This window comes from Pseudomonas sp. VD-NE ins (genome assembly GCF_031882575.1).
In the GTDB taxonomy this organism is placed as follows: domain Bacteria; phylum Pseudomonadota; class Gammaproteobacteria; order Pseudomonadales; family Pseudomonadaceae; genus Aquipseudomonas; species Aquipseudomonas fluorescens_BZ.
The window spans coordinates 511,875-530,572 of the sequence record NZ_CP134772.1; the positions used below are offsets into that span (position 1 = coordinate 511,875).

At 59.7% G+C, this 18,698-nt stretch carries 14 protein-coding genes; 12 read left to right on the forward strand and 2 right to left on the reverse strand.

Annotated features, from left to right (window positions below; genetic code table 11):
* Entirely contained in the window at nt 1-2,646 is a 2,646-nt protein-coding gene (gene aceE, locus RMV17_RS02190) for a pyruvate dehydrogenase (acetyl-transferring), homodimeric type (RefSeq protein WP_007915682.1), read from the reverse strand.
* Nucleotides 2,647-3,030: 384 nt separating this feature from the next.
* Between aceE and glnE the strand changes: the two genes are divergently transcribed.
* From glnE to RMV17_RS02250, 12 genes are all read left to right on the forward strand, one after another.
* Nucleotides 3,031-5,970 carry a bifunctional [glutamate--ammonia ligase]-adenylyl-L-tyrosine phosphorylase/[glutamate--ammonia-ligase] adenylyltransferase gene (gene glnE / locus RMV17_RS02195; RefSeq protein WP_311885248.1) on the forward strand — a complete coding sequence of 980 codons (2,940 nt, stop codon included), beginning with the start codon at nt 3,031-3,033 and terminating at the stop codon, nt 5,968-5,970.
* Between the two features lie 195 nt (nt 5,971-6,165).
* A complete protein-coding gene (gene waaF / locus RMV17_RS02200) occupies nt 6,166-7,200 on the forward strand; it encodes a lipopolysaccharide heptosyltransferase II (protein WP_311885250.1) in 1,035 nt (344 codons plus the stop codon).
* A 1-nt stretch (nt 7,201) separates the two neighbouring features.
* Nucleotides 7,202-8,263 carry a lipopolysaccharide heptosyltransferase I gene (gene waaC / locus RMV17_RS02205; protein ID WP_034151696.1) on the forward strand — a complete coding sequence of 354 codons (1,062 nt, stop codon included), beginning with the start codon at nt 7,202-7,204 and terminating at the stop codon, nt 8,261-8,263.
* Nucleotides 8,263-9,384 (forward strand): glycosyltransferase family 4 protein, encoded by a 1,122-nt coding sequence (locus tag RMV17_RS02210; RefSeq protein WP_311885252.1) that lies wholly within the window; start codon nt 8,263-8,265, stop codon nt 9,382-9,384. Before waaC ends, RMV17_RS02210 begins: the two co-directional genes overlap by 1 nt.
* Nucleotides 9,384-10,190, forward strand: a complete 807-nt coding sequence (rfaP, locus tag RMV17_RS02215) for a lipopolysaccharide core heptose(I) kinase RfaP (protein WP_311885254.1) — start codon at nt 9,384-9,386, stop codon at nt 10,188-10,190. The genes RMV17_RS02210 and rfaP overlap by 1 nt, the downstream gene beginning before the upstream one ends.
* Nucleotides 10,190-10,924 (forward strand): lipopolysaccharide kinase InaA family protein, encoded by a 735-nt coding sequence (locus tag RMV17_RS02220; RefSeq protein ID WP_034151693.1) that lies wholly within the window; start codon nt 10,190-10,192, stop codon nt 10,922-10,924. Before rfaP ends, RMV17_RS02220 begins: the two co-directional genes overlap by 1 nt.
* The gene (locus tag RMV17_RS02225; RefSeq protein ID WP_034151692.1) at nt 10,921-11,673 is read left to right on the forward strand and encodes a lipopolysaccharide kinase InaA family protein; all 753 of its coding nucleotides are present in this window, start codon (nt 10,921-10,923) and stop codon (nt 11,671-11,673) included. The genes RMV17_RS02220 and RMV17_RS02225 overlap by 4 nt, the downstream gene beginning before the upstream one ends.
* Entirely contained in the window at nt 11,673-13,124 is a 1,452-nt protein-coding gene (locus RMV17_RS02230) for a lipopolysaccharide kinase InaA family protein (protein ID WP_311885259.1), read from the forward strand. Before RMV17_RS02225 ends, RMV17_RS02230 begins: the two co-directional genes overlap by 1 nt.
* A 124-nt stretch (nt 13,125-13,248) precedes the next feature.
* The gene (locus tag RMV17_RS02235; RefSeq protein WP_034151690.1) at nt 13,249-13,584 is read left to right on the forward strand and encodes a YceK/YidQ family lipoprotein; all 336 of its coding nucleotides are present in this window, start codon (nt 13,249-13,251) and stop codon (nt 13,582-13,584) included.
* Between the two features lie 171 nt (nt 13,585-13,755).
* Nucleotides 13,756-15,510 (forward strand): carbamoyltransferase, encoded by a 1,755-nt coding sequence (locus RMV17_RS02240; RefSeq protein WP_034151689.1) that lies wholly within the window; start codon nt 13,756-13,758, stop codon nt 15,508-15,510.
* Nucleotides 15,503-16,411 (forward strand): glycosyltransferase family 2 protein, encoded by a 909-nt coding sequence (locus tag RMV17_RS02245; RefSeq protein WP_034151688.1) that lies wholly within the window; start codon nt 15,503-15,505, stop codon nt 16,409-16,411. Before RMV17_RS02240 ends, RMV17_RS02245 begins: the two co-directional genes overlap by 8 nt.
* Nucleotides 16,412-16,464: 53 nt before the next feature.
* Nucleotides 16,465-17,925, forward strand: coding sequence for a hypothetical protein (locus RMV17_RS02250; RefSeq protein WP_034151687.1), 1,461 nt, complete (start codon nt 16,465-16,467; stop codon nt 17,923-17,925).
* A gap of 3 nt (nt 17,926-17,928) precedes the next feature.
* Here RMV17_RS02250 and RMV17_RS02255 read toward each other — a convergent pair whose 3' ends face one another.
* The gene (locus tag RMV17_RS02255) at nt 17,929-18,582 is read right to left on the reverse strand and encodes a toluene tolerance protein (RefSeq protein ID WP_034151686.1); all 654 of its coding nucleotides are present in this window, start codon (nt 18,580-18,582) and stop codon (nt 17,929-17,931) included.
* Nucleotides 18,583-18,698 lie beyond the last annotated feature (116 nt).

The following is an 18,698-nucleotide window of genomic DNA, read 5'->3' on the forward strand; positions in this document are numbered from 1 at the left end:
TCAGCAGTCCAGTGGGTTGCGTTTTTCCGGGTCGATGCCGAACTTGACGATGGCCTCAGCCACCACCTTAGGTTCGATATCACCACGGTCAGCCAGTGCTTCCAGGGCTGCCAACACCACGAAATGACGGTCAACTTCGAAGAAATGACGCAGTTTCTTGCGGCTGTCGCTGCGGCCGAAACCGTCGGTTCCGAGGACTTTGAATTCCTTGGATGGTACCCACTGACGGATCTGCTCGGCGAACAGCTTCATGTAGTCGGTAGACGCGATAACCGGACCTTTACGGCCGTTCAGGCACTCTTCGACGTAGCTCAGCTTAGGCTTCTGGCCCGGCTTCAGACGGTTGCTGCGCTCGACAGCGAGGCCGTCGCGACGCAGTTCGTTGAAGCTGGTAACGCTCCAGACGTCAGCGCCAACGTTGAACTCTTCACGCAGAATCTTCGCCGCTTCACGGACTTCACGCAGGATGGTGCCGGAGCCCATCAGCTGGACGTGGTGCGCCGCATCGCGGGTGTCTTCTTCGAGCAGGTACATGCCTTTCTTGATGCCTTCTTCGGCACCGGCCGGCATGGCTGGCTGCTGGTACGACTCGTTCATCACGGTGATGTAGTAGAAGATGTCCTGTTGCTCTTCGGTCATCTTCTTCATGCCGTCCTGAATGATCACCGCCAGCTCGTAGCCGTAGGTTGGATCGTAGGTGCGGCAGTTCGGGATGGTCGCGGCCAGCAGGTGGCTGTGACCGTCTTCGTGTTGCAGACCTTCACCGTTCAGGGTGGTACGGCCGGCGGTGCCGCCGATCAGGAAGCCACGGGTACGGCTGTCGCCAGCGGCCCAGGCCAGGTCACCAATCCGCTGGAAGCCGAACATCGAGTAGAAGATGTAGAACGGCAGCATCGGCTGGTTGTGGCTGGAGTACGAAGTACCGGCAGCGATGAACGAGCTCATGGCGCCTGCTTCGTTGATGCCTTCTTCAAGGATCTGACCTTTCTGGTCTTCCTTGTAGAACATCACCTGGTCTTTATCGACTGGCTCGTAGAGCTGGCCGACGGACGAGTAGATGCCGAGCTGACGGAACATGCCTTCCATACCGAAGGTACGGGCTTCGTCCGGGATGATCGGGACGATGCGCGGGCCGATTTCCTTGTCCTTGACCAGTTGCGCGAGGATCCGCACGAAGGCCATGGTGGTGGAAATTTCACGGTCGCCGGAACCGTCAAGGATCGCCTTGAGGGTGTCCAGGTCCGGAGTCGGCACGCTGAAGCTTTGTGCGCGGCGCTGAGGCACGAAACCGCCCAGTGCAGTGCGACGCTCGCTGAGGTAGCGGGCTTCGGCGCTGTTTGGCTCTGGCTTGAAGAACGGCAGGTTCTCCAGCTCTTCGTCCTTGACCGGGATGTCGAAACGATCGCGGAACAACTTCAGGCTGTCGACGTCGACTTTCTTGGTGTTGTGCGCAGTGTTTTTCGCTTCGCCGGCACCGGTGCCATAACCCTTGATGGTCTTGGCGAGGATGACGGTTGGTTGTTCTTTGTGGTTGACCGCTTCGTGGTACGCCGCATAGACCTTGTACGGGTCGTGGCCGCCACGGTTGAGTTTCCAGATCTCGTCGTCGGACAGATCAGCAACCATCGCCTTGAGTTCTGGCGTGTTGAAGAAGTGTTCACGGACGAACGCGCCGTCTTTGGCTTTGTAGTTCTGGTACTCGCCGTCGATGACTTCGTCCATGCGACGTTGCAGGATGCCGTCGACGTCTTTGGCCAGCAGTGGGTCCCAGAAACGGCCCCAGATGACTTTGGTCACGTTCCACTGAGCACCGCGGAACACGCCTTCGAGTTCCTGGATGATCTTGCCGTTGCCGCGAACCGGGCCGTCGAGGCGCTGCAGGTTGCAGTTGATGACGAAGATCAGGTTGTCCAGCTTCTCGCGGCCGGCCAGGGAGATCGCGCCCAGGGATTCCGGCTCGTCACACTCGCCGTCGCCCAGGAAGCACCAGACTTTCTGTTTGCCCGGCTGGATGAAGCCACGGTGTTCCAGGTACTTCATGAAGCGTGCCTGGTAGATCGCCTGGATCGGACCCAGACCCATGGAAACGGTCGGGAACTGCCAGAAGTCAGGCATCAGCCAAGGGTGCGGGTAGGACGACAGGCCCTGACCGTCGACTTCCTGGCGGAAGTTGTTCATCTGGTCTTCGGTGATGCGGCCTTCCATGAACGCACGGGCGTAAACGCCTGGCGAAGTGTGGCCCTGGAAGTAGATCAGGTCGCCGCCGTGTTCGTCGGTCGGGGCCTGGAAGAAGTAGTTGAAGCCGATGTCATACAGGGTCGCACTGGAAGCGAAGCTGGAGATGTGACCACCCAGGTCAGAATCTTTCAGGTTCGTACGCATTACCATGGCCATCGCGTTCCAGCGTACCAGCGAGCGAATGCGGCGTTCCATGAACAGGTCGCCAGGCATGCGTGCTTCGTGGGTTACCGGGATGGTGTTGCGGTAAGGCGTGGTGATGGCGTAAGGGAGCTGCGAACCGCTGCGGGTTGCCAGTTCACCCATACGGGTCATCAGATAGTGAGCACGGTCTTCGCCTTCTTTGTCGAGAACCGATTCCAGGGCGTCCAGCCATTCCTGGGTTTCGACGGGATCGAGGTCTTGCATGGCTTGCTCCAGGGCGGAAAGGCTTCCAGAATCGGTTGCCTGAGTTTGCGACTGGCCTTGTGGGCAGACGATTTAAAATTCTTGGATTGCCGATAGGTTGTTCCGGCGGCGTGTAGTTTTACTACAAATCTTCCGGCATTTCAGCCTTTCGAATGTATAGACGAGTAGTAAAACTACAGAAGAATGGCTTGTGGCCTCCGGCTGCGTTGTGAGAATAATCGTTAAGGTTGGTCTTTTGCCATCTGAAAAAGGTGAAACTTTGATGTTCGCTGCCAAAGAGAAAGAAATTTCAGCTATTTCTAACTTTTGTTCGACAGTCCTCCGGGTAGCGGCTTTTCACCAATCACTACAAGCGGCCATTTACACGCCGATCAAGGATAGACCATGACCCTGCCCGTGCTTGCCGAACTGCCCGCCATTCTCCTGCCGTTGGTCACTCGATCCGAGCAGTCGTTCCGTACGGCCGTCGCTGCGCTGGAAAACGATCACGGCTTCGCCAACTGGACGCCAGAGCGCTGGGCGCAGTTCGCCCGCGTCACCGGCGCCAGCGAGTTTGTCATTGAACAGAGCGTTCGTGACCCTTTGATGTTGCTTGCGCTGGTGCAGTCCGGCGAGCTCGACCGGGCCTTCGCGCCGGGTGAATTGTGTGCGCAGATTGCCGCGGCGGTGAACGCCGCGCAAACCGAAGATGAACTCGGCCGCGCCTTGCGTCGTCAGCGCGCTCGACATCAAGTGCGGATCATCTGGCGCGATCTCACCCGTCAGGCCGATCTGGTGCAGACCTGCCGTGATCTCTCGGACATGGCCGACGCCACCATCGACCAGGCTTATCAATGGTTGTACAGCCGCCATTGCGAACAGTTCGGCACGCCGACCGGCCGCCGCAGCGGTGAGCCGCAGCAAATGGTCATCCTCGGCATGGGCAAGCTCGGCGCGGTGGAGTTGAACCTGTCTTCCGACATCGATTTGATCTTCGCCTACCCCGAGGGCGGCGAAACGGTGGGCGTGAAGCGCTCGCTGGATAATCAGGAGTTTTTCATCCGCCTCGGTCAGCGCCTGATCAAGGCGCTGGATCCGATGACCGTCGACGGCTTCGTTTTCCGCGTCGACATGCGCTTGCGCCCGTACGGCTCGTCCGGCGCGCTGGTGCTGAGCTTCAATGCGCTGGAGCAGTATTACCAGGATCAGGGCCGCGACTGGGAACGCTACGCGATGATCAAGGCGCGGGTGGTGGCCGGTGATCAAGTCGCAGGCGCGCAGTTGCTCGACATGCTGCGCCCGTTCGTTTATCGGCGTTATCTGGACTTCTCGGCAATCGAAGCGCTGCGCACCATGAAGCAGTTGATCCAGCAGGAAGTGCGGCGCAAGGGCATGGCCGACAACATCAAACTCGGCTCCGGCGGCATTCGCGAGGTCGAGTTCATCGCTCAGGCCTTTCAGTTGATCCACGGTGGCCGCGACTTGAGCCTGCAACAGCGTCCTCTATTAAAGGTGCTGAGCACGCTGGAAGGGCAGGGTTATCTGCCGCCGGCAGTGATCAGCGAGTTGCGCGAAGGCTACGAATTTCTCCGTTACACCGAGCACGCCATCCAAGCGATCGCCGACCGCCAGACCCAGATGCTGCCGGACGGTGCACAGGATCAGGCGCGCATCGCCTTCATGCTCGGGTTCGCCGACTGGGACGCCTTCCACGAGAAGCTGATGTTCTGGCGCGGTCGCGTGGCCTGGCACTTCGCTCAGGTAATTGCCGACCCCGATGAGGATGAAGGCGCTGAAAGTGAAGTGGTGGTCGGCGGTGAATGGCTGCCGCTGTGGGAAGAGGCGCAGGACGAAGAGGCGGCGTGCCGGCAGTTGGAGGAGGGCGGTTTTGCTGACGCGAGCAAAGCCCTGAAAGCGTTGGCCGGATTGCGCAGCAGCCCGCAACTGCGCGCGATGCAGCGGTTGGGACGGGAGCGTCTGGATGCCTTTATTCCGCGTTTGCTCGCGCAGGCGGTTGAGCACGCCAACCCGGACCTGGTGCTTGAGCGGGTGCTGCCGTTGGTGGAGGCAGTTGCTCGGCGTTCGGCTTATCTGGTCTTGCTGACGGAAAACCCCAGTGCATTGCGACGCCTGCTGACGTTGTGCGCAGCGAGTCCGTGGATCGCTGAGCAGATCACCCGCTTCCCGCTGCTGCTGGATGAATTGCTTAACGAAGGTCGTTTGTTCAAGCCGCCCTTGGCGCCGGAACTGGCCGCCGAGTTGCGCGAGCGGCTGACGCGGATTCCCGAGGACGACCTCGAACAACAAATGGAAGCGCTGCGCCATTTCAAGCTGGCGCACCGTTTGCGCGTCGCTGCTTCGGAAATTGCCGGCAGCCTGCCGCTGATGAAAGTCAGCGATTACCTGACCTGGCTCGCCGAGGCGATTCTTGAGCAAGTGCTGGCCTTGGCCTGGCGCCAGACGGTGGCCAAGTACGGCACGCCGCTGCGCACCGACGGCACGTTGTGCGATCCCGGCTTCATCATTGTCGGTTATGGCAAGGTCGGCGGTCTGGAGCTGGGGCATGGTTCCGATCTCGATCTGGTGTTTATCCACGACGGCGATCCGCAGGCGGAAACCGATGGGCCGAAGTCGATCGATGGCGCGCAGTTCTTCACGCGGCTCGGGCAGCGGATCATTCACTTGCTGACGGCGCAGACCAACTCCGGTCAGCTCTACGAAGTGGACATGCGTCTGCGGCCTTCCGGTGCTTCGGGGCTGTTGGTGAGTTCGCTCGGCGCGTTTGCCCGCTATCAGGAAAATGAAGCCTGGACGTGGGAGCATCAGGCCTTGGTGCGCGCACGGGTGTTGGTCGGCAGTCAGGATGTCGGACAGGCGTTCGAGAAGGTGCGCGCGCAGGTCTTGGGCAAGGCGCGTGATCTGGCGAAGTTGCAACAGGAAGTCAGCGAGATGCGCGCGAAGATGCGCGATAACCTTGGCACCAAGAGCACCGCAGCCGGTATGGCAGCAAATGCCTTCGACGCCACGGCGCCGTTCGACCTCAAGCAGGACGCCGGAGGTATCGTCGATATTGAATTTATGGTGCAATACGCGGCTCTGGCGTGGTCGCACAGCCACCCGCCACTGCTGCGCTGGACCGATAACATCCGCATTCTGGAAGAGCTGGAACACGAAGGGCTGATGCCTGCCGAAGATGCCAGTCTGCTGCGTGAGGCCTATAAAGCCTACCGCTCCGCCGCCCACCGGCAGGCCTTGCAGAAGGACGCCGGGGTGATATCGGGCGATCAGTTTGCCGAAGAGCGCCGGCAGGTTTTGCGGATATGGAAAGAGATGGGGCTAAGCTGAGTCGCAGATGTATGAATGAATGCAAAACCCTGTGGGAGCTGGCTTGCCAGCGATAGCGAAGTATCAGACGACAATAATGTTGGATGTGAAAACCCCATCGCGAGCCTGCCCGCTCCCACAGTAGATCTACAGTGTTTGTAGAATTATCGAGGCGGGGAGGCGTAAATGCCTCCCCGGTTCGTTTTTGGAAACCACATGAATATTCTGATCGTTGGGCCCAGTTGGGTCGGTGACATGGTGATGGCGCAGACACTGTTTCAGTGTCTCAAACAGCGCCACCCGCAATGCGAAATCGACGTGCTGGCCCCTGAGTGGAGCCGGCCGATCCTTGAGCGCATGCCCGAAGTGCGCAAGGCCTTGAGCTTTCCGCTCGGTCACGGCGCGCTGGAATTGGCGGCGCGTCGGCGCATCGGCAAATCCCTGCGCGGTCAGTACGATCAGGCGATCCTGCTGCCCAACTCGCTGAAGTCGGCGCTGGTGCCGTTTTTCGCTGGCATCCCGAAACGCACCGGCTGGCGCGGCGAATTCCGCTACGGCTTGCTCAATGATGTGCGCACTCTCGACAAAGAACGCTATCCGCTGATGATCGAGCGCTTCATGGCGCTGGCCTATGAAGCCAACGCCGAGCTGCCGAAGCCGTATCCACGGCCAAGCCTGCAAATCGACCCGGTCACCCGCGAAGCCGCACTGACCAAGTTCGGCCTGACCCTCGACCGTCCGGTGTTGGCCCTGTGCCCCGGCGCCGAATTCGGCGAGTCCAAACGCTGGCCGTCCGAGCATTACGCCAAAGTCGCCGAAGCGCGTATTCGCGAAGGCTGGCAGGTGTGGCTGTTCGGTTCGAAAAACGATCACTCAGTGGGCGAAGATATCCGCGCACGTTTGATCCCGGGCCTGCGTGAGGAATCGGTCAACCTCAGCGGCGGCACTTCGCTGGCCGAGGCCATCGACTTGATGTCCTGCGCCGACGCGGTGGTCTCCAACGATTCCGGTCTGATGCACGTTGCCGCCGCGCTGAACCGCCCACTGGTCGCCGTCTACGGCTCGACCTCGCCGGGTTTCACTCCGCCGCTGGCCGAGCACGTTGAAGTCGTCCGTCTGGGCCTTGATTGCAGCCCGTGCTTCGACCGTACCTGCCGTTTCGGCCATTACAACTGCCTGCGCCAGCTGATGCCGGACGCGGTCAACGATGCCTTGCAGAAACTGCAGGGCGCTGTGGTCGAGGTTCATTAAGTTGCGGGTATTGCTGATCAAGACTTCATCGCTGGGCGACGTGATTCATGCGTTGCCGGCGCTGACCGACGCCGCCCGAGCCATCCCCGGGATCAAGTTCGACTGGGTCGTGGAAGAAGGCTTTGCCGAGATTCCGACCTGGCACCCGGCCGTCGACAAAGTGATTCCGGTGGCGATTCGCCGCTGGCGCAAAAACATCTGGAACACCATCACCAGCGGCGAATGGAAACGCTTCAAGCAAAGCGTGCGCGTCAACAAATACGATTTGGTCATCGACGCTCAGGGTTTGCTGAAAAGTGCCTGGCTGACCCGTTATGTCAAAGCGCCGGTGGCCGGACTCGACAAAGGTTCGGCCCGTGAGCCGATGGCTGCGCGTTTCTATGATCGCAAACTGGCCGTGGCCCGTGGTCAGCACGCCGTCGAACGGGTGCGGCAGTTGTTCGCCATCGCCCTCGGTTACGACTTGCCCAAAGGCTTGGGCGACTACGGCCTCAACGTCGAACGACTGGTCGAGTTGCCGCGCAAAAACGCCTTTGTGGTGTTCCTCCACGGCACCACGTGGGACACCAAACACTGGCCGGAAAGTTACTGGCGTGAGCTGACCGAACGCGTCGGTTATCTCGGCGTCGGCGTAAAGCTGCCGTGGGGCAACCCGCAGGAAAAGGCTCGTGCCGAACGCATCGCCGCCGGTTTCAAACACGCCGAAGTGCTGCCGAAGCTGAATCTGGCCGGCGTCGGCAAAGTTCTCGCTGGCGCGCAAGCGTGCGTGGCGGTGGACACCGGTCTCGGCCATTTGGCCGCCGCGCTGGATGTGCCGACCATTTCGCTGTTCGGCCCGACCAACCCGGGTCTGACCGGCGCTTACGGCAAGCTGCAGATTCATCTGGCCAGCGATTTCCCGTGCGCACCGTGTCTGCAAAAGAAATGTACCTATCAACCGACCGCGCAGGATGCCCGTCAGTTTGACCTGAAGCGTGAACAGCCGCTGTGCTTCACGCGTCTGAACCCCGAGCGTGTCGCCAGCCGACTGAGCACGTTGTTAATGGCTGAGGAGCTGCGCTGATGCAATTGGCATTCGTCCTGTACAAATATTTCCCGTTCGGTGGTTTGCAGCGCGATTTCATGCGCATCGCCCTCGAATGCCAGAAGCGCGGGCATCAGATTCGCGTCTACACACTGATCTGGGAAGGCGACGTGCCGCCCGGTTTCGAGGTGCTGGTGGCGCCGGTCAAGGCGTTCTTCAACCATCGTCGCAATGAAAAACTCAGCGCATGGATGGCAGCGGATCTGGCCAAGCGTCCGGTGGATCGCCTGATCGGTTTCAACAAGATGCCAGGGCTGGACGTCTATTACGCGGCCGACGGCTGCTTCGAAGACAAGGCGCAAAACCTGCGTAACTCGCTGTACCGTCGCTGGGGTCGCTATCGCCACTTCGCCGAGTACGAGCGCGCAGTGTTCGCCAAGGACGCGAAGACCGAAGTGCTGATGATTTCCGAAGTGCAGCAGCCGCTGTTCATCAAGCATTACGACACGCCGCTTGAGCGTTTCCATCTGCTGCCGCCAGGCATCGCCCAGGATCGTCGCCGCCCGGCGGATGCCGATGAGATTCGCGGCGGTTTCCGCGCTGAGTTCAATCTCAAGGACGACGAGCTGTTGCTGGTGCAGATCGGCTCGGGGTTCAAGACCAAAGGTGTCGATCGCAGCCTGAAAGCGCTGGCCGCCTTGCCCGCCGAACTGAAGAAACGCACCCGGCTGTTTGTAATCGGCCAGGATGACCCCAAATTGTTCCAGATGCAGAGCGCGACTTTGGGTCTGGGCGACAACGTGACGTTCCTCAAGGGACGCAGCGATATCCCGCGTTTCCTGCTCGGCGCCGATCTGTTGATCCATCCGGCGTACAACGAAAATACCGGCACGGTGTTGCTGGAAGCGCTGGTCGCCGGATTGCCGGTGCTGGTCAGTGCAGTCTGTGGTTACGCCCATTACATTGCCGAGGCCGATGCCGGGCGAGTGCTGGACGAGCCGTTCGAGCAGGCGCAGCTGACGCAATACCTGACTGAAATGTTGAATGATGACGCTGCACGCGCGGCCTGGAGCCGCAATGGTCTGGCCTTCGCCGAGACGGCCGACCTCTACAGCATGCCGCAGCACGCGGCTGATGTGATTCTGGCGGAGCACGCTTAATGAAGTTGATGCTGGCTGAACCGTTCAAGAGCCTTTGGGCCGGACGCGACCCGTTCGCCGAAGTCGAAGGCTTGCAGGGCGAGGTATACCGCGAGCTGGAAGCGCGTCGGACACTGCGCACGGAAGTCGACGGCAACGGATTTTTCGTCAAGATCCACCGTGGCATCGGCTGGGGCGAAATCTTCAAGAACCTGCTGACCGCCAAGCTGCCGGTACTCGGCGCAGGTCAGGAGTGGAAGGCTATCCAGCGTCTGCAGGAAGTCGGCGTGCCGACCATGACCGCCGTTGCTTACGGCGAGAAGGGCAGCAACCCGGCGGATCAGCACTCGTTCATCGTCACCGAAGAGCTGGCGCCGACCATCAGCCTGGAAGACTTCAGCATCGACTGGGTCAAGCAGCCGCCGGAGCCAAAACTCAAGCGCGCGCTGATCGCCGAAGTCGCACGCATGACCGGCATGATGCACCGCGCCGGCGTCAACCATCGCGACTGCTACATCTGCCACTTCCTGCTGCACACCGATAAACCGGTGACACCTGAAGACTTCAAGCTCTCGGTGATCGACCTGCACCGTGCCCAGACCCGCGCGAAAATCACTCAGCGCTGGCGCAACAAGGATCTGGCCGCGCTGTATTTTTCCGCGCTGGACATCGGCCTGACCCGTCGCGACAAACTGCGGTTCCTCAAAGGCTATTTCCAGCAACCGCTGCGCCAGATTCTGGCGCAAGAAGCCCCGCTGCTGAACTGGCTCGAAGGCAAAGCCAACAAGCTCTATGCACGTAAGCAGCGTTACGGGGATGCGCTCTGATGGCGGGTTGGACTCTCGAGCCGCAATACAGCGAGCTTGCCGAAGACTTCGGCAGCCTCGAAGCGGTATTTGCGTTGCAGGGCGAACGCCTGACCCGTGATCCGCTGTCGGAAGTGATTCGCGTGCAGCGCAATGGCGTCAACTATTACGTCAAACGCTATGTCGGCGCCGGTAAAGGCTTGCGCCGCTACCTCGGCAAGCCGCGAGTAAAGATGGAATGGCAGAACCTCAAGCGCTTCGCCAAGTGGGGCATTCCCACCGCTGAAGTGGTGGCCTGGGGCCTGGAACGACGTGGCGCGGCGTATGATCGCGGCGCCATGATCACCCGCGAATTGCCCAACACCGAAGACCTTTCGGCGCTTGCCGAGCGCAAGGATCCGAAGCTCAAGGATCGCGCCTGGGTCGACGGCGTCAGTCGGCAATTGGCCGGCTATACCCGGACGATGCATGATCACCGATTTACCCATAACGATCTGAAATGGCGCAACCTGTTGATCGATGAGCAGGCCCGCATATTTCTGATCGATTGCCCTAACGGCGAGTTCTGGCGCGGCTTCTGGCTCAAGTATCGGATCACCAAGGATCTGGCCTGTCTCGATAAACTCGCCAAATACCACCTGTCCAATACCCAGCGCCTGCGTTTCTATAAGCAATATCGCCAGTGCGATCGGCTAGATAGCGCCGACAAGAAACGGATTCGGCACGTGGTGAGATTTTTCGAGGGACGCGAATGACTGATTTTCTGGCTGCTGAAGACCGCGCACTGCTTGAGCGCCATGGTCTCGGCACTTTCGACGCACTGTGGGCCAAACAGCTTGAAGCTGTGGACGAACCCAATACCGCCCGTGGTGGCTGGAGTAGCGTCTTCCGTCTGGACCTGGAAGGGCAGGGTTATTACCTCAAGCGCCAGAGCAATTACCTGACGCGCACCTTGCACGCGCCTTTCGGTGAACCCAGCTTTGCCCGCGAGTTTCGCAATATCAGCCGCTATCGCAAGCTCGGTATTCCCGCGCTGCAAGCGGCGTTCTTCGGTGAGCGCAAGGTTGACGGCGAGGTTCGCGCGATCCTGCTGACCCGGGCACTCGATGGCTGGAGCGATCTGGAGTCGCTATTGCAGCGTTGGGCACAGCTCAGTGCCGCGCAACATTCGGCCATCCTCAAGGCCTGCGGATTGCTCGCGCGACATCTGCACGGTGTGCGTCAGGTGCACGGCTGCTTCTATCCCAAACATATTTTTCTGCGCGCCAGCGGTGACGGGTATCAGGCGCAATTGATCGACCTGGAAAAAACCCGCCCCTTGTTGTTCGGCATGCGTGACCGGATCAAGGATCTGGAGCCATTGCAGCGCCGCGCACCGGAATGGAACGAGGCGCAGCTGCGTGAATTGCTGGCGGCTTATCTTGATCAATCGACCGACAGCTCGCTGCTCGACAGCTGGCTCGCCCGGCTGACCGCGCGCCGCAGTCACAAGGAGACGCGCTGATGCAATTGTCCGAGCTGGCCGGTGTCGGGCGAGCCCCACAACTGCCGCTGACGGTGACTCTGGCCGATGCCGCTGGCAGTGCGGATCTGCAATTGCTGAGTCTGCTGCGAGTCCTGCCGGGGCAGCGTTACGTCGGCGCCGGTGTCTGGCGCGGGCGTCCGGTGTTGGCCAAATTGCTGGTGGGCGGCAAGGCTGCCCGGCATTTTCAGCGCGAACTGGAAGGCGTGCGCTTGCTGGCGGGGCAAGGTATGACGACACCGCTGCTGCTGGCCGATGGCTTGCAGAATGGCGAAGGTGGCTGGCTGCTGTTCGATTTCCTTGAAGGTGCTGAAAGCCTCGGCGATGCCTGGGCGAAAGTCGAGTCGCTACCGGTATTGGCCGACGAACAATCGACGGTGCTGGCCGAAGCGTTGGGCGCCATTGGCCAATTGCACGGCAAAGGGCTTTGGCAGGAAGACCTGCATCTGGACAATCTGCTGCGTCACGGTGGCCAGTTGTACTTGATTGATGGTGCCGGTATTTGTGCCGAGACCGCCGGCCAGCCGCTGTCGCGACAAAAAGTCCTGGAAAACCTCGGGGTGTTTTTCGCCCAGTTGCCCAAAGCGCTGGAGCCATTCACCGAAGAGCTTTTGGTGTATTACCTGTTGAGCAACAGTGAGCACGCGTTGCCGCTGGAGGCCTTGCAGAAGCAGATCGACAAAGTGCGGCGCTGGCGCTTGAAGGATTTTCTGATCAAGGTCGGTCGCGAGTGCACGCTGTTCAGTGTGCAGCGTGGAGCGTTCGCTCTGCGCGCGATCCGTCGCGAAGAAGAATCAGCCATGCTGCCGGTGTTGGAGCAGGCCGATGCGTTGCTCGATCAGGGCCATCTGTACAAGACCGGTGGCGCGGCGAGCGTCGGCAAGGTTCAGGCCGGTGCGCGCACGCTGGTGATCAAGCGCTACAACATCAAGGGCTTTGCGCATTGGCTCAAGCGTTTCTGGCGTCCGAGTCGCGCCTGGCATTCGTGGCGCGAAGGCAATCGCCTGGCGTTCCTCGGTATCGCCACACCCAAACCGCTGGCGGTGCTGGAGAAGCGCTTTTTGTGGCTGCGCAGCCGTGCGTATCTGGTGACCGAGTTCCTGCCGGGGCCGGATATCATCGAGCGCTTTGCGCCGTATGTGGAAAATGGCGATGCGCCGGAAGCGGAACTGCAGGCGCTGGACCTGTTGTTCGCGCGCTTGATTGACGAGCGCATCAGCCATGGCGACTTCAAGGGGCACAACCTGTTCTGGCAGCAGGATCGCTGGGCGCTGATCGATCTGGATTCGATGTGCCAGCATGGATCCGCCGGCAGTTTCGCCCCGGCCTATGTCCGTGACCGTGCGCGATTCATGCGCAACTGGCCCGAAAGCAGTGCGCTGTATCAGATTATTGATCGGCGTTTGCCGAAAGACATTTCCAGCGCGGCCTGAGTCAAACCACTACAGCAGTAGAGGACAAGATTCAGCGACTTGTCCTACAGCTTCTCCAGAAGGCATGAACTGTGCCCCGTTCAGTCCCGATGCTAATTTGCCCGACGACCTTGGAGGGCGAATCTTGACCATCAAACAGACTGTAACGCTGGGCGTATTTTCATGGGTTCTGGCTGGCTGTGGCAGCACCATGACCGTCTTGCAGGACGATGCCGACGTGGCGCGGGACATGCGCAAGCAAAAAACCTATTGCCAATCCATTCCGCGGATTTACAGCGGTCTGGCCTTTGATTTCTGCGTATTGAATGCGCCTCCTGATCCCAGCGGATTTCTTGTACCGTTCGTGCTGCTGGATCTGCCATTGTCCGGTGTATTCGATACAGTCGCGTTGCCCTATACGGTTTATCGTCAGGTCACTGATGGCAACCTTGGCATTTACTGGCGCAGGGGCGGTTATTGAGCAGGTGGGCAAGGTTTCTCCCAACCATTCACCCTGAGGCAATCGCACAGGGTAATTCCCCTCTCGTTTACGCTATAATCCCGCCCTTTAGCTGTCACTCGCCGTGTGCGAGGGCACATCAATTTTCAAGGCGCATCGCGCCTGCACGCAGACTAAAGAGGCTAGACCCCTGTGGCATTGACGATTCTTGGCCTGTCCGGCGCCCTTAGCCATGACCCTTCAGCAGCCTTGTACATCGACGGCAAGCTGGTGGCGGCGGCTGAAGAAGAGCGCTTCGTACGCGATAAGCATGCAAAGAACCGCATGCCCTACGAATCGGCGAAGTTCTGTCTTGAACAGGCCGGCATCAAGCCGTCCGACGTTGACGTGGTAGCGATCCCGTTTGCGCCAATCAGTTTGTTCGGCAAGGCCCGCTGGCACTACGCCAAGCGTTACTGGTACGCCCCGGACCGCGCCCTTGATGCGATCCTGATGGGCAACCGTCGCTACAAGCGCTATCGCAACAAGATTGTCTGGTGCCTTGAACAACTGGGTTTCGATCCGAAAAAGATCAAGATCGAGCCGGTCGAGCATCACCTGGCCCACGCCTCCAGTGCTTACCACTGCTCCGGTTTCAAAGAGAAAACCGCGATCCTCGGTATCGACGGCAAAGGCGAATACGCGACAACCTTTTTCGGCTATGGCGAAAATGGCAAGATTCACAAGATCAAGGAATTCTTCGATCCGGACTCCCTCGGCGGCCTGTATGGCGCGATCACCGAGTTCCTCGGTTTCGAGATGCTCGACGGTGAGTTCAAGGTCATGGGCATGGCGCCGTACGGCGACGCCAGCAAATACGATTTCTCGCGTCTGGCCTCGTTCGAGAATGGCGAACTGGTGATCAACACCGACTACGCCAACGTCATCGGCCTGCGCCGCTACAAAGAGAAGGGCAAAGGTTTCTACTTCTCGCCGAAGCTGATCGAATGGCTGGGGCCGAAGCGCGAAGGCGATATCGCTGACGAGCCGTACATCCACTACGCCGCGAGCATGCAAGCGTTGTTCGAGAAACTGGCGTTGCAGATGATCGACCACTACCTGGGCGACGTGCTCAAGGAAACCGGCAAGCTGGCATTCGCCGGTGGCTGTGCGTTGAACGTCAAGCTGAACCAGAAAATCATCGCCCGCGACGACATCAAAGAACTGTTCGTGCAGCCGGCGTCCGGCGATGCCGGTACTGCGGTCGGTGCCGCTGCCTACGTGTCGCACGCTCGTGGCGTACCGGTCGAGAAGATGGAACACGTCTACCTCGGCCCGTCGTACAGCAACGAAGACGTGATCGCCGCCTGCGCCCGTCACGAGAGCAAGCCGACCTGGCGCAAGCTCGACAACATGCCGGAGCAGATCGCCAAGATCATGGTCGATGGCAATCCGGTGGCCTGGTTCCAGGGGCGCATGGAGTTCGGTCCGCGTGCTTTGGGTGGTCGTTCGATCATCGGTTGCCCGAGCGTGGCCGGGGTAGCTGACCGGATCAACCATCAGATCAAGTTCCGCGAGCGCTGGAGGCCATTCTGCCCGTCGATGCTCGACACCGTGGCGCCACAGATGATCAAGATCGATCACCCGGCGCCGTTCATGACCTTCACCTTCGAAGTGGCGGAAGAGTGGAAGACCCGCGTGCCGGAAGTTGTCCACGAAGACGGCACTTCCCGTGCCCAGGTGCTCAAGCGTGAATACAACCCACGCTACTACGACATGATGAAGGCGCTGGAAACCCTGACCGGCAACGGCGTATCGCTGAACACCTCGCTTAACCGTCGTGGCGAACCGATGATCTGCTCGCCGACTGACGCGCTGAACATGTTTTTCGGCTCGGATCTGGAATACCTGATCATGGAAGATATTCTGGTCGTAAAAGAGGGTGTAAAAGGATACGAACTTGACTGAAACACTGATCAGCGTCGTCATTCCGGTTTACAACTATGCGCGAACCCTGCCACGTGCAGTGGAGTCGGTGTTGGCGCAGTTGGATGAGGCGGCGGCGGATCTGCTGGTTATCGACGACGGGTCGACGGACGATACGCCTGAGGTAGTAGAACAGCTCCTGCTCAAGCATGGCGGGCGTTTTCGCGCGCTGCGTAAAAGCAACGGTGGCTTGTCGTCGGTGCGCAATCGGGGGCTGGAAGAGACAGCCGGACGGTATCTGGTGTTTCTCGACTCCGATGATGAAATGGCGCCCGGTGCCTTGGCTGCACTTTCCCAGCACCTCGAAAGTAATCCACACAGCCTGATGGTGATCGGCGCGCATTGGTCAGTGTTTGCTGACGGGCGCCGCAGCTTGCAGGCGGCCAAGCCGCTGCCTGTGACGCCCCGCCAGTGCCTGCAGGGTTACCTGCTGAACAAGACGGTGTCGATTTCCAACGGTGCCTGTGCGATGCACCGCGATGTATTCGTTTTGGGTAATTACCCGGAAAATTTGCGCAACGTCGAGGACTTGCCAGTATTCGCCCAAGTGCTGGCGCGCTACCCCTGCACCGTTCTGGACGAGCCCTTGGCGCTGATTTACAAGCACGCCGACAGCATGCGCCATGATCTGCGCCAAAGCCTTGCTGCCGGAACGGAGCAGGTGGTCAGTGAAGTTTTTTCCAGTCGGCGGATGCCCGAGGAAATGTTTGATTTGCGCCAGGCGTTTTTGGCGCAGCGTTGCCTGTCGTTGTTTCGCGACTGTTATTCCCATGGCGAGTACAAACTGGCCAAATCGTTTTACTTTCAGGCCTTGCGTGCAGACTGGCGGACGTTTTCGCGCTGGTCTTACACGCGCAAGGCGTTGCGGGTGCTGTTTCGGTAATCGGGTCGCGGAGACTATGCGGACCCTGTAATGGATGTCGGTGAGGTGGCTGGGTGAAAGGTACGGGCGGCAAGGTGGGAGCTCAAGTCTCCAGAATCATCGACGAATACCCGGTTTGGCTGGCGTTTCTGGGCAGTGCGCTGTTATCGCTGATAGCAGTCATGGGCACCGCGACAGTGGGGCGTGATGCCGCGCTGTACATTGATATCGCGCAACAGGTCACCGAGCACGGGCCTAATGTGGCCTGGGCCGCTTTCGACTGGCCCTGGTTTTCCTTTTTGCTGGCCGCTACTCATGCCGTCCTGCATTTGCCGCTGGAGCTGAGTGCCTATCTGTGGTGCGCGCTCTTTTTTGCCGGCACCAGCGCGCTGATGGTGGACTGCGTACGTCAACGGTCGGTGCATCTCGCCGGTTGGGCTTGTCTGGTGGTATTGGCAATGCCGGCGGTGAATGCCTTCCGAAACGACATCATCCGTGAATGCGGTTTCTGGTTCTTCTGCACCCTGACACTCTGGCTCGCGCTGCGCTGGCAAGCCCGTGGCGGCTGGCTGCGGGCGGCACTCATTCATGTGGCCGTCATCGCGGCAGCCTTGTTTCGGCTCGAAGCCTTGCTGCTGGTGCCAGCATTAGCGCTGTGGCAGTTGCCCAATCTTTGGTCGTCGAACCGGCGAATGCAGTTCGTTCAGTTTTCGCTGTTGCCGGTTTTAGGGCTGCTGGCTGTTTCGGTCTCAGGTGTGCTTCTGTCGGCACGCGTGATGCTGTATCTGGACATGATTGCGCCACACAGCGTGTTTGCTTCCTTCCAGATGCTGTGCGATCAGTTTGCCAATTCGCTCATCAACAAGTACTCCCAGGATGAATCTGGCCGGATCATTTTCTTCGGCATCCTGGCGACCATGACCATCAGTTTCGTGAAGCTGATGGGGCCTTTCGCCGTTCCCTTCATTCTGCGGCGCAACTGGGGGGTGCTAGCTGTCTACTGGCGCGACTATCGACCTTTTGCCTGGACGGCATTGCTGTATCTGATGGTACTGGTGCTGTTTTTCATCAAGCAGCAGTTCATGAATACGCGCTACCTGAGCTTTCTGAACCTGTTGTTTGTGCCCGTGCTGGCGATGGGGCTGGCGGCGTTCGTTCGCGAGTTCCCGCGTTGCGGCAAATGGCTGGTGGTTCTGGGGTTGCTGGTGATGCTCTCGAACGTCATTTCCACAGGGGCCGGTAAAACCCATTACGTCGAGGCCGGCCACTGGATGTCTGCCCACGTCGAGCCAGGTGCGAAGACGTATTTCGAGGATGGGCGGATCAGCTATTACGCCGGTCGCGGCTACGTGATGCCGGTGCTGACCGCAGAGGAAGCGATGTCGGCAGCGCACGCTGGCGACTATCAGTACTTCCTCATCGAGGCCAAAGGTGACGAGCCGTGGCTGAGTGAGTGGCTGGCGGCGCACAAGCTGCGCATCATCGAGCATTTCGCCAATCGCAAAGGGGCTACCGTGGTGGTCATCGGCCGCTAGGGTTTAGCCGAGCAGCGGACGCAGGCGCGAGATCAGTGGCGCTTGTCGGTGGCTCGGCAGCGCCTGGCGATAGCCTTCGACAAAGGTTTCGCCGGCGTCCTGGCCGAGCAGCCATTGGCGATCTTCCTTGTAACGCAGCAAGTGCGCGAAGTTACGCAGGCGCTTGCTGTCACTGAGTGCGCGCTTCTGGCAGCGTAGATCGGCGATATCGATCAGGCCCAAGCGGTTGTCGGGGGTCTGCACGACGTTGCCGAAGTGCAGTGATCGAAAGTACACACCTTTTTCGTGCAGCAGGGCGAAGTACCCGCCCAGCTGGAATCTCAGTGTGTCAGCCTCATCGCCAGCGCTCTGCAACTGACGCACCGTATGGCCTTCCAGCGGGCTGTAATACACGCAGTCACGTTCGATGCTCGGAATGCGATAGACCGCAATGACTTTGGGGCAAAGGATGCCGCGTTGTTCGAGGGCGCGGGTGTTGTCGGCAAAGCGTTGCGCATAGGGGTAGAACAGCGCCGAACTAAGCAACCGCTTGCGGCGGAACAGCTTGAGCATGCGTCCATCGGCCAATCTGAGCACCTTGTCGCCGGAACCGTCGGCTTCCAATACGTGTGCACCCTCGCGCAGTGCCTCGTAAGTGCTGTGATCAATCGATTGCATATCGGGCTCCCCATCATTAGCGGAGTATCTTAACCGACTTGGTCGAAGGCTGGCTTGAAGTCATGTTTATCGGGGCAAAAACGCGTGTGATATCATCGGCGCCTCACTGAATTGCG

What these genes read in the sequence shown, in the direction of transcription:
- aceE (WP_007915682.1), bottom strand. Translation starts at nt 2,646, where the DNA reads ATGCAAGACCTCGATCCCGTCGAAACCCAGGAATGGCTGGACGCCCTG.
- glnE (WP_311885248.1), top strand. Translation starts at nt 3,031, where the DNA reads ATGACCCTGCCCGTGCTTGCCGAACTGCCCGCCATTCTCCTGCCGTTG.
- waaF (WP_311885250.1), top strand. Translation starts at nt 6,166, where the DNA reads ATGAATATTCTGATCGTTGGGCCCAGTTGGGTCGGTGACATGGTGATG.
- RMV17_RS02210 (WP_311885252.1), top strand. Translation starts at nt 8,263, where the DNA reads ATGCAATTGGCATTCGTCCTGTACAAATATTTCCCGTTCGGTGGTTTG.
- rfaP (WP_311885254.1), top strand. Translation starts at nt 9,384, where the DNA reads ATGAAGTTGATGCTGGCTGAACCGTTCAAGAGCCTTTGGGCCGGACGC.
- RMV17_RS02220 (WP_034151693.1), top strand. Translation starts at nt 10,190, where the DNA reads ATGGCGGGTTGGACTCTCGAGCCGCAATACAGCGAGCTTGCCGAAGAC.
- RMV17_RS02225 (WP_034151692.1), top strand. Translation starts at nt 10,921, where the DNA reads ATGACTGATTTTCTGGCTGCTGAAGACCGCGCACTGCTTGAGCGCCAT.
- RMV17_RS02230 (WP_311885259.1), top strand. Translation starts at nt 11,673, where the DNA reads ATGCAATTGTCCGAGCTGGCCGGTGTCGGGCGAGCCCCACAACTGCCG.
- RMV17_RS02255 (WP_034151686.1), bottom strand. Translation starts at nt 18,582, where the DNA reads ATGCAATCGATTGATCACAGCACTTACGAGGCACTGCGCGAGGGTGCA.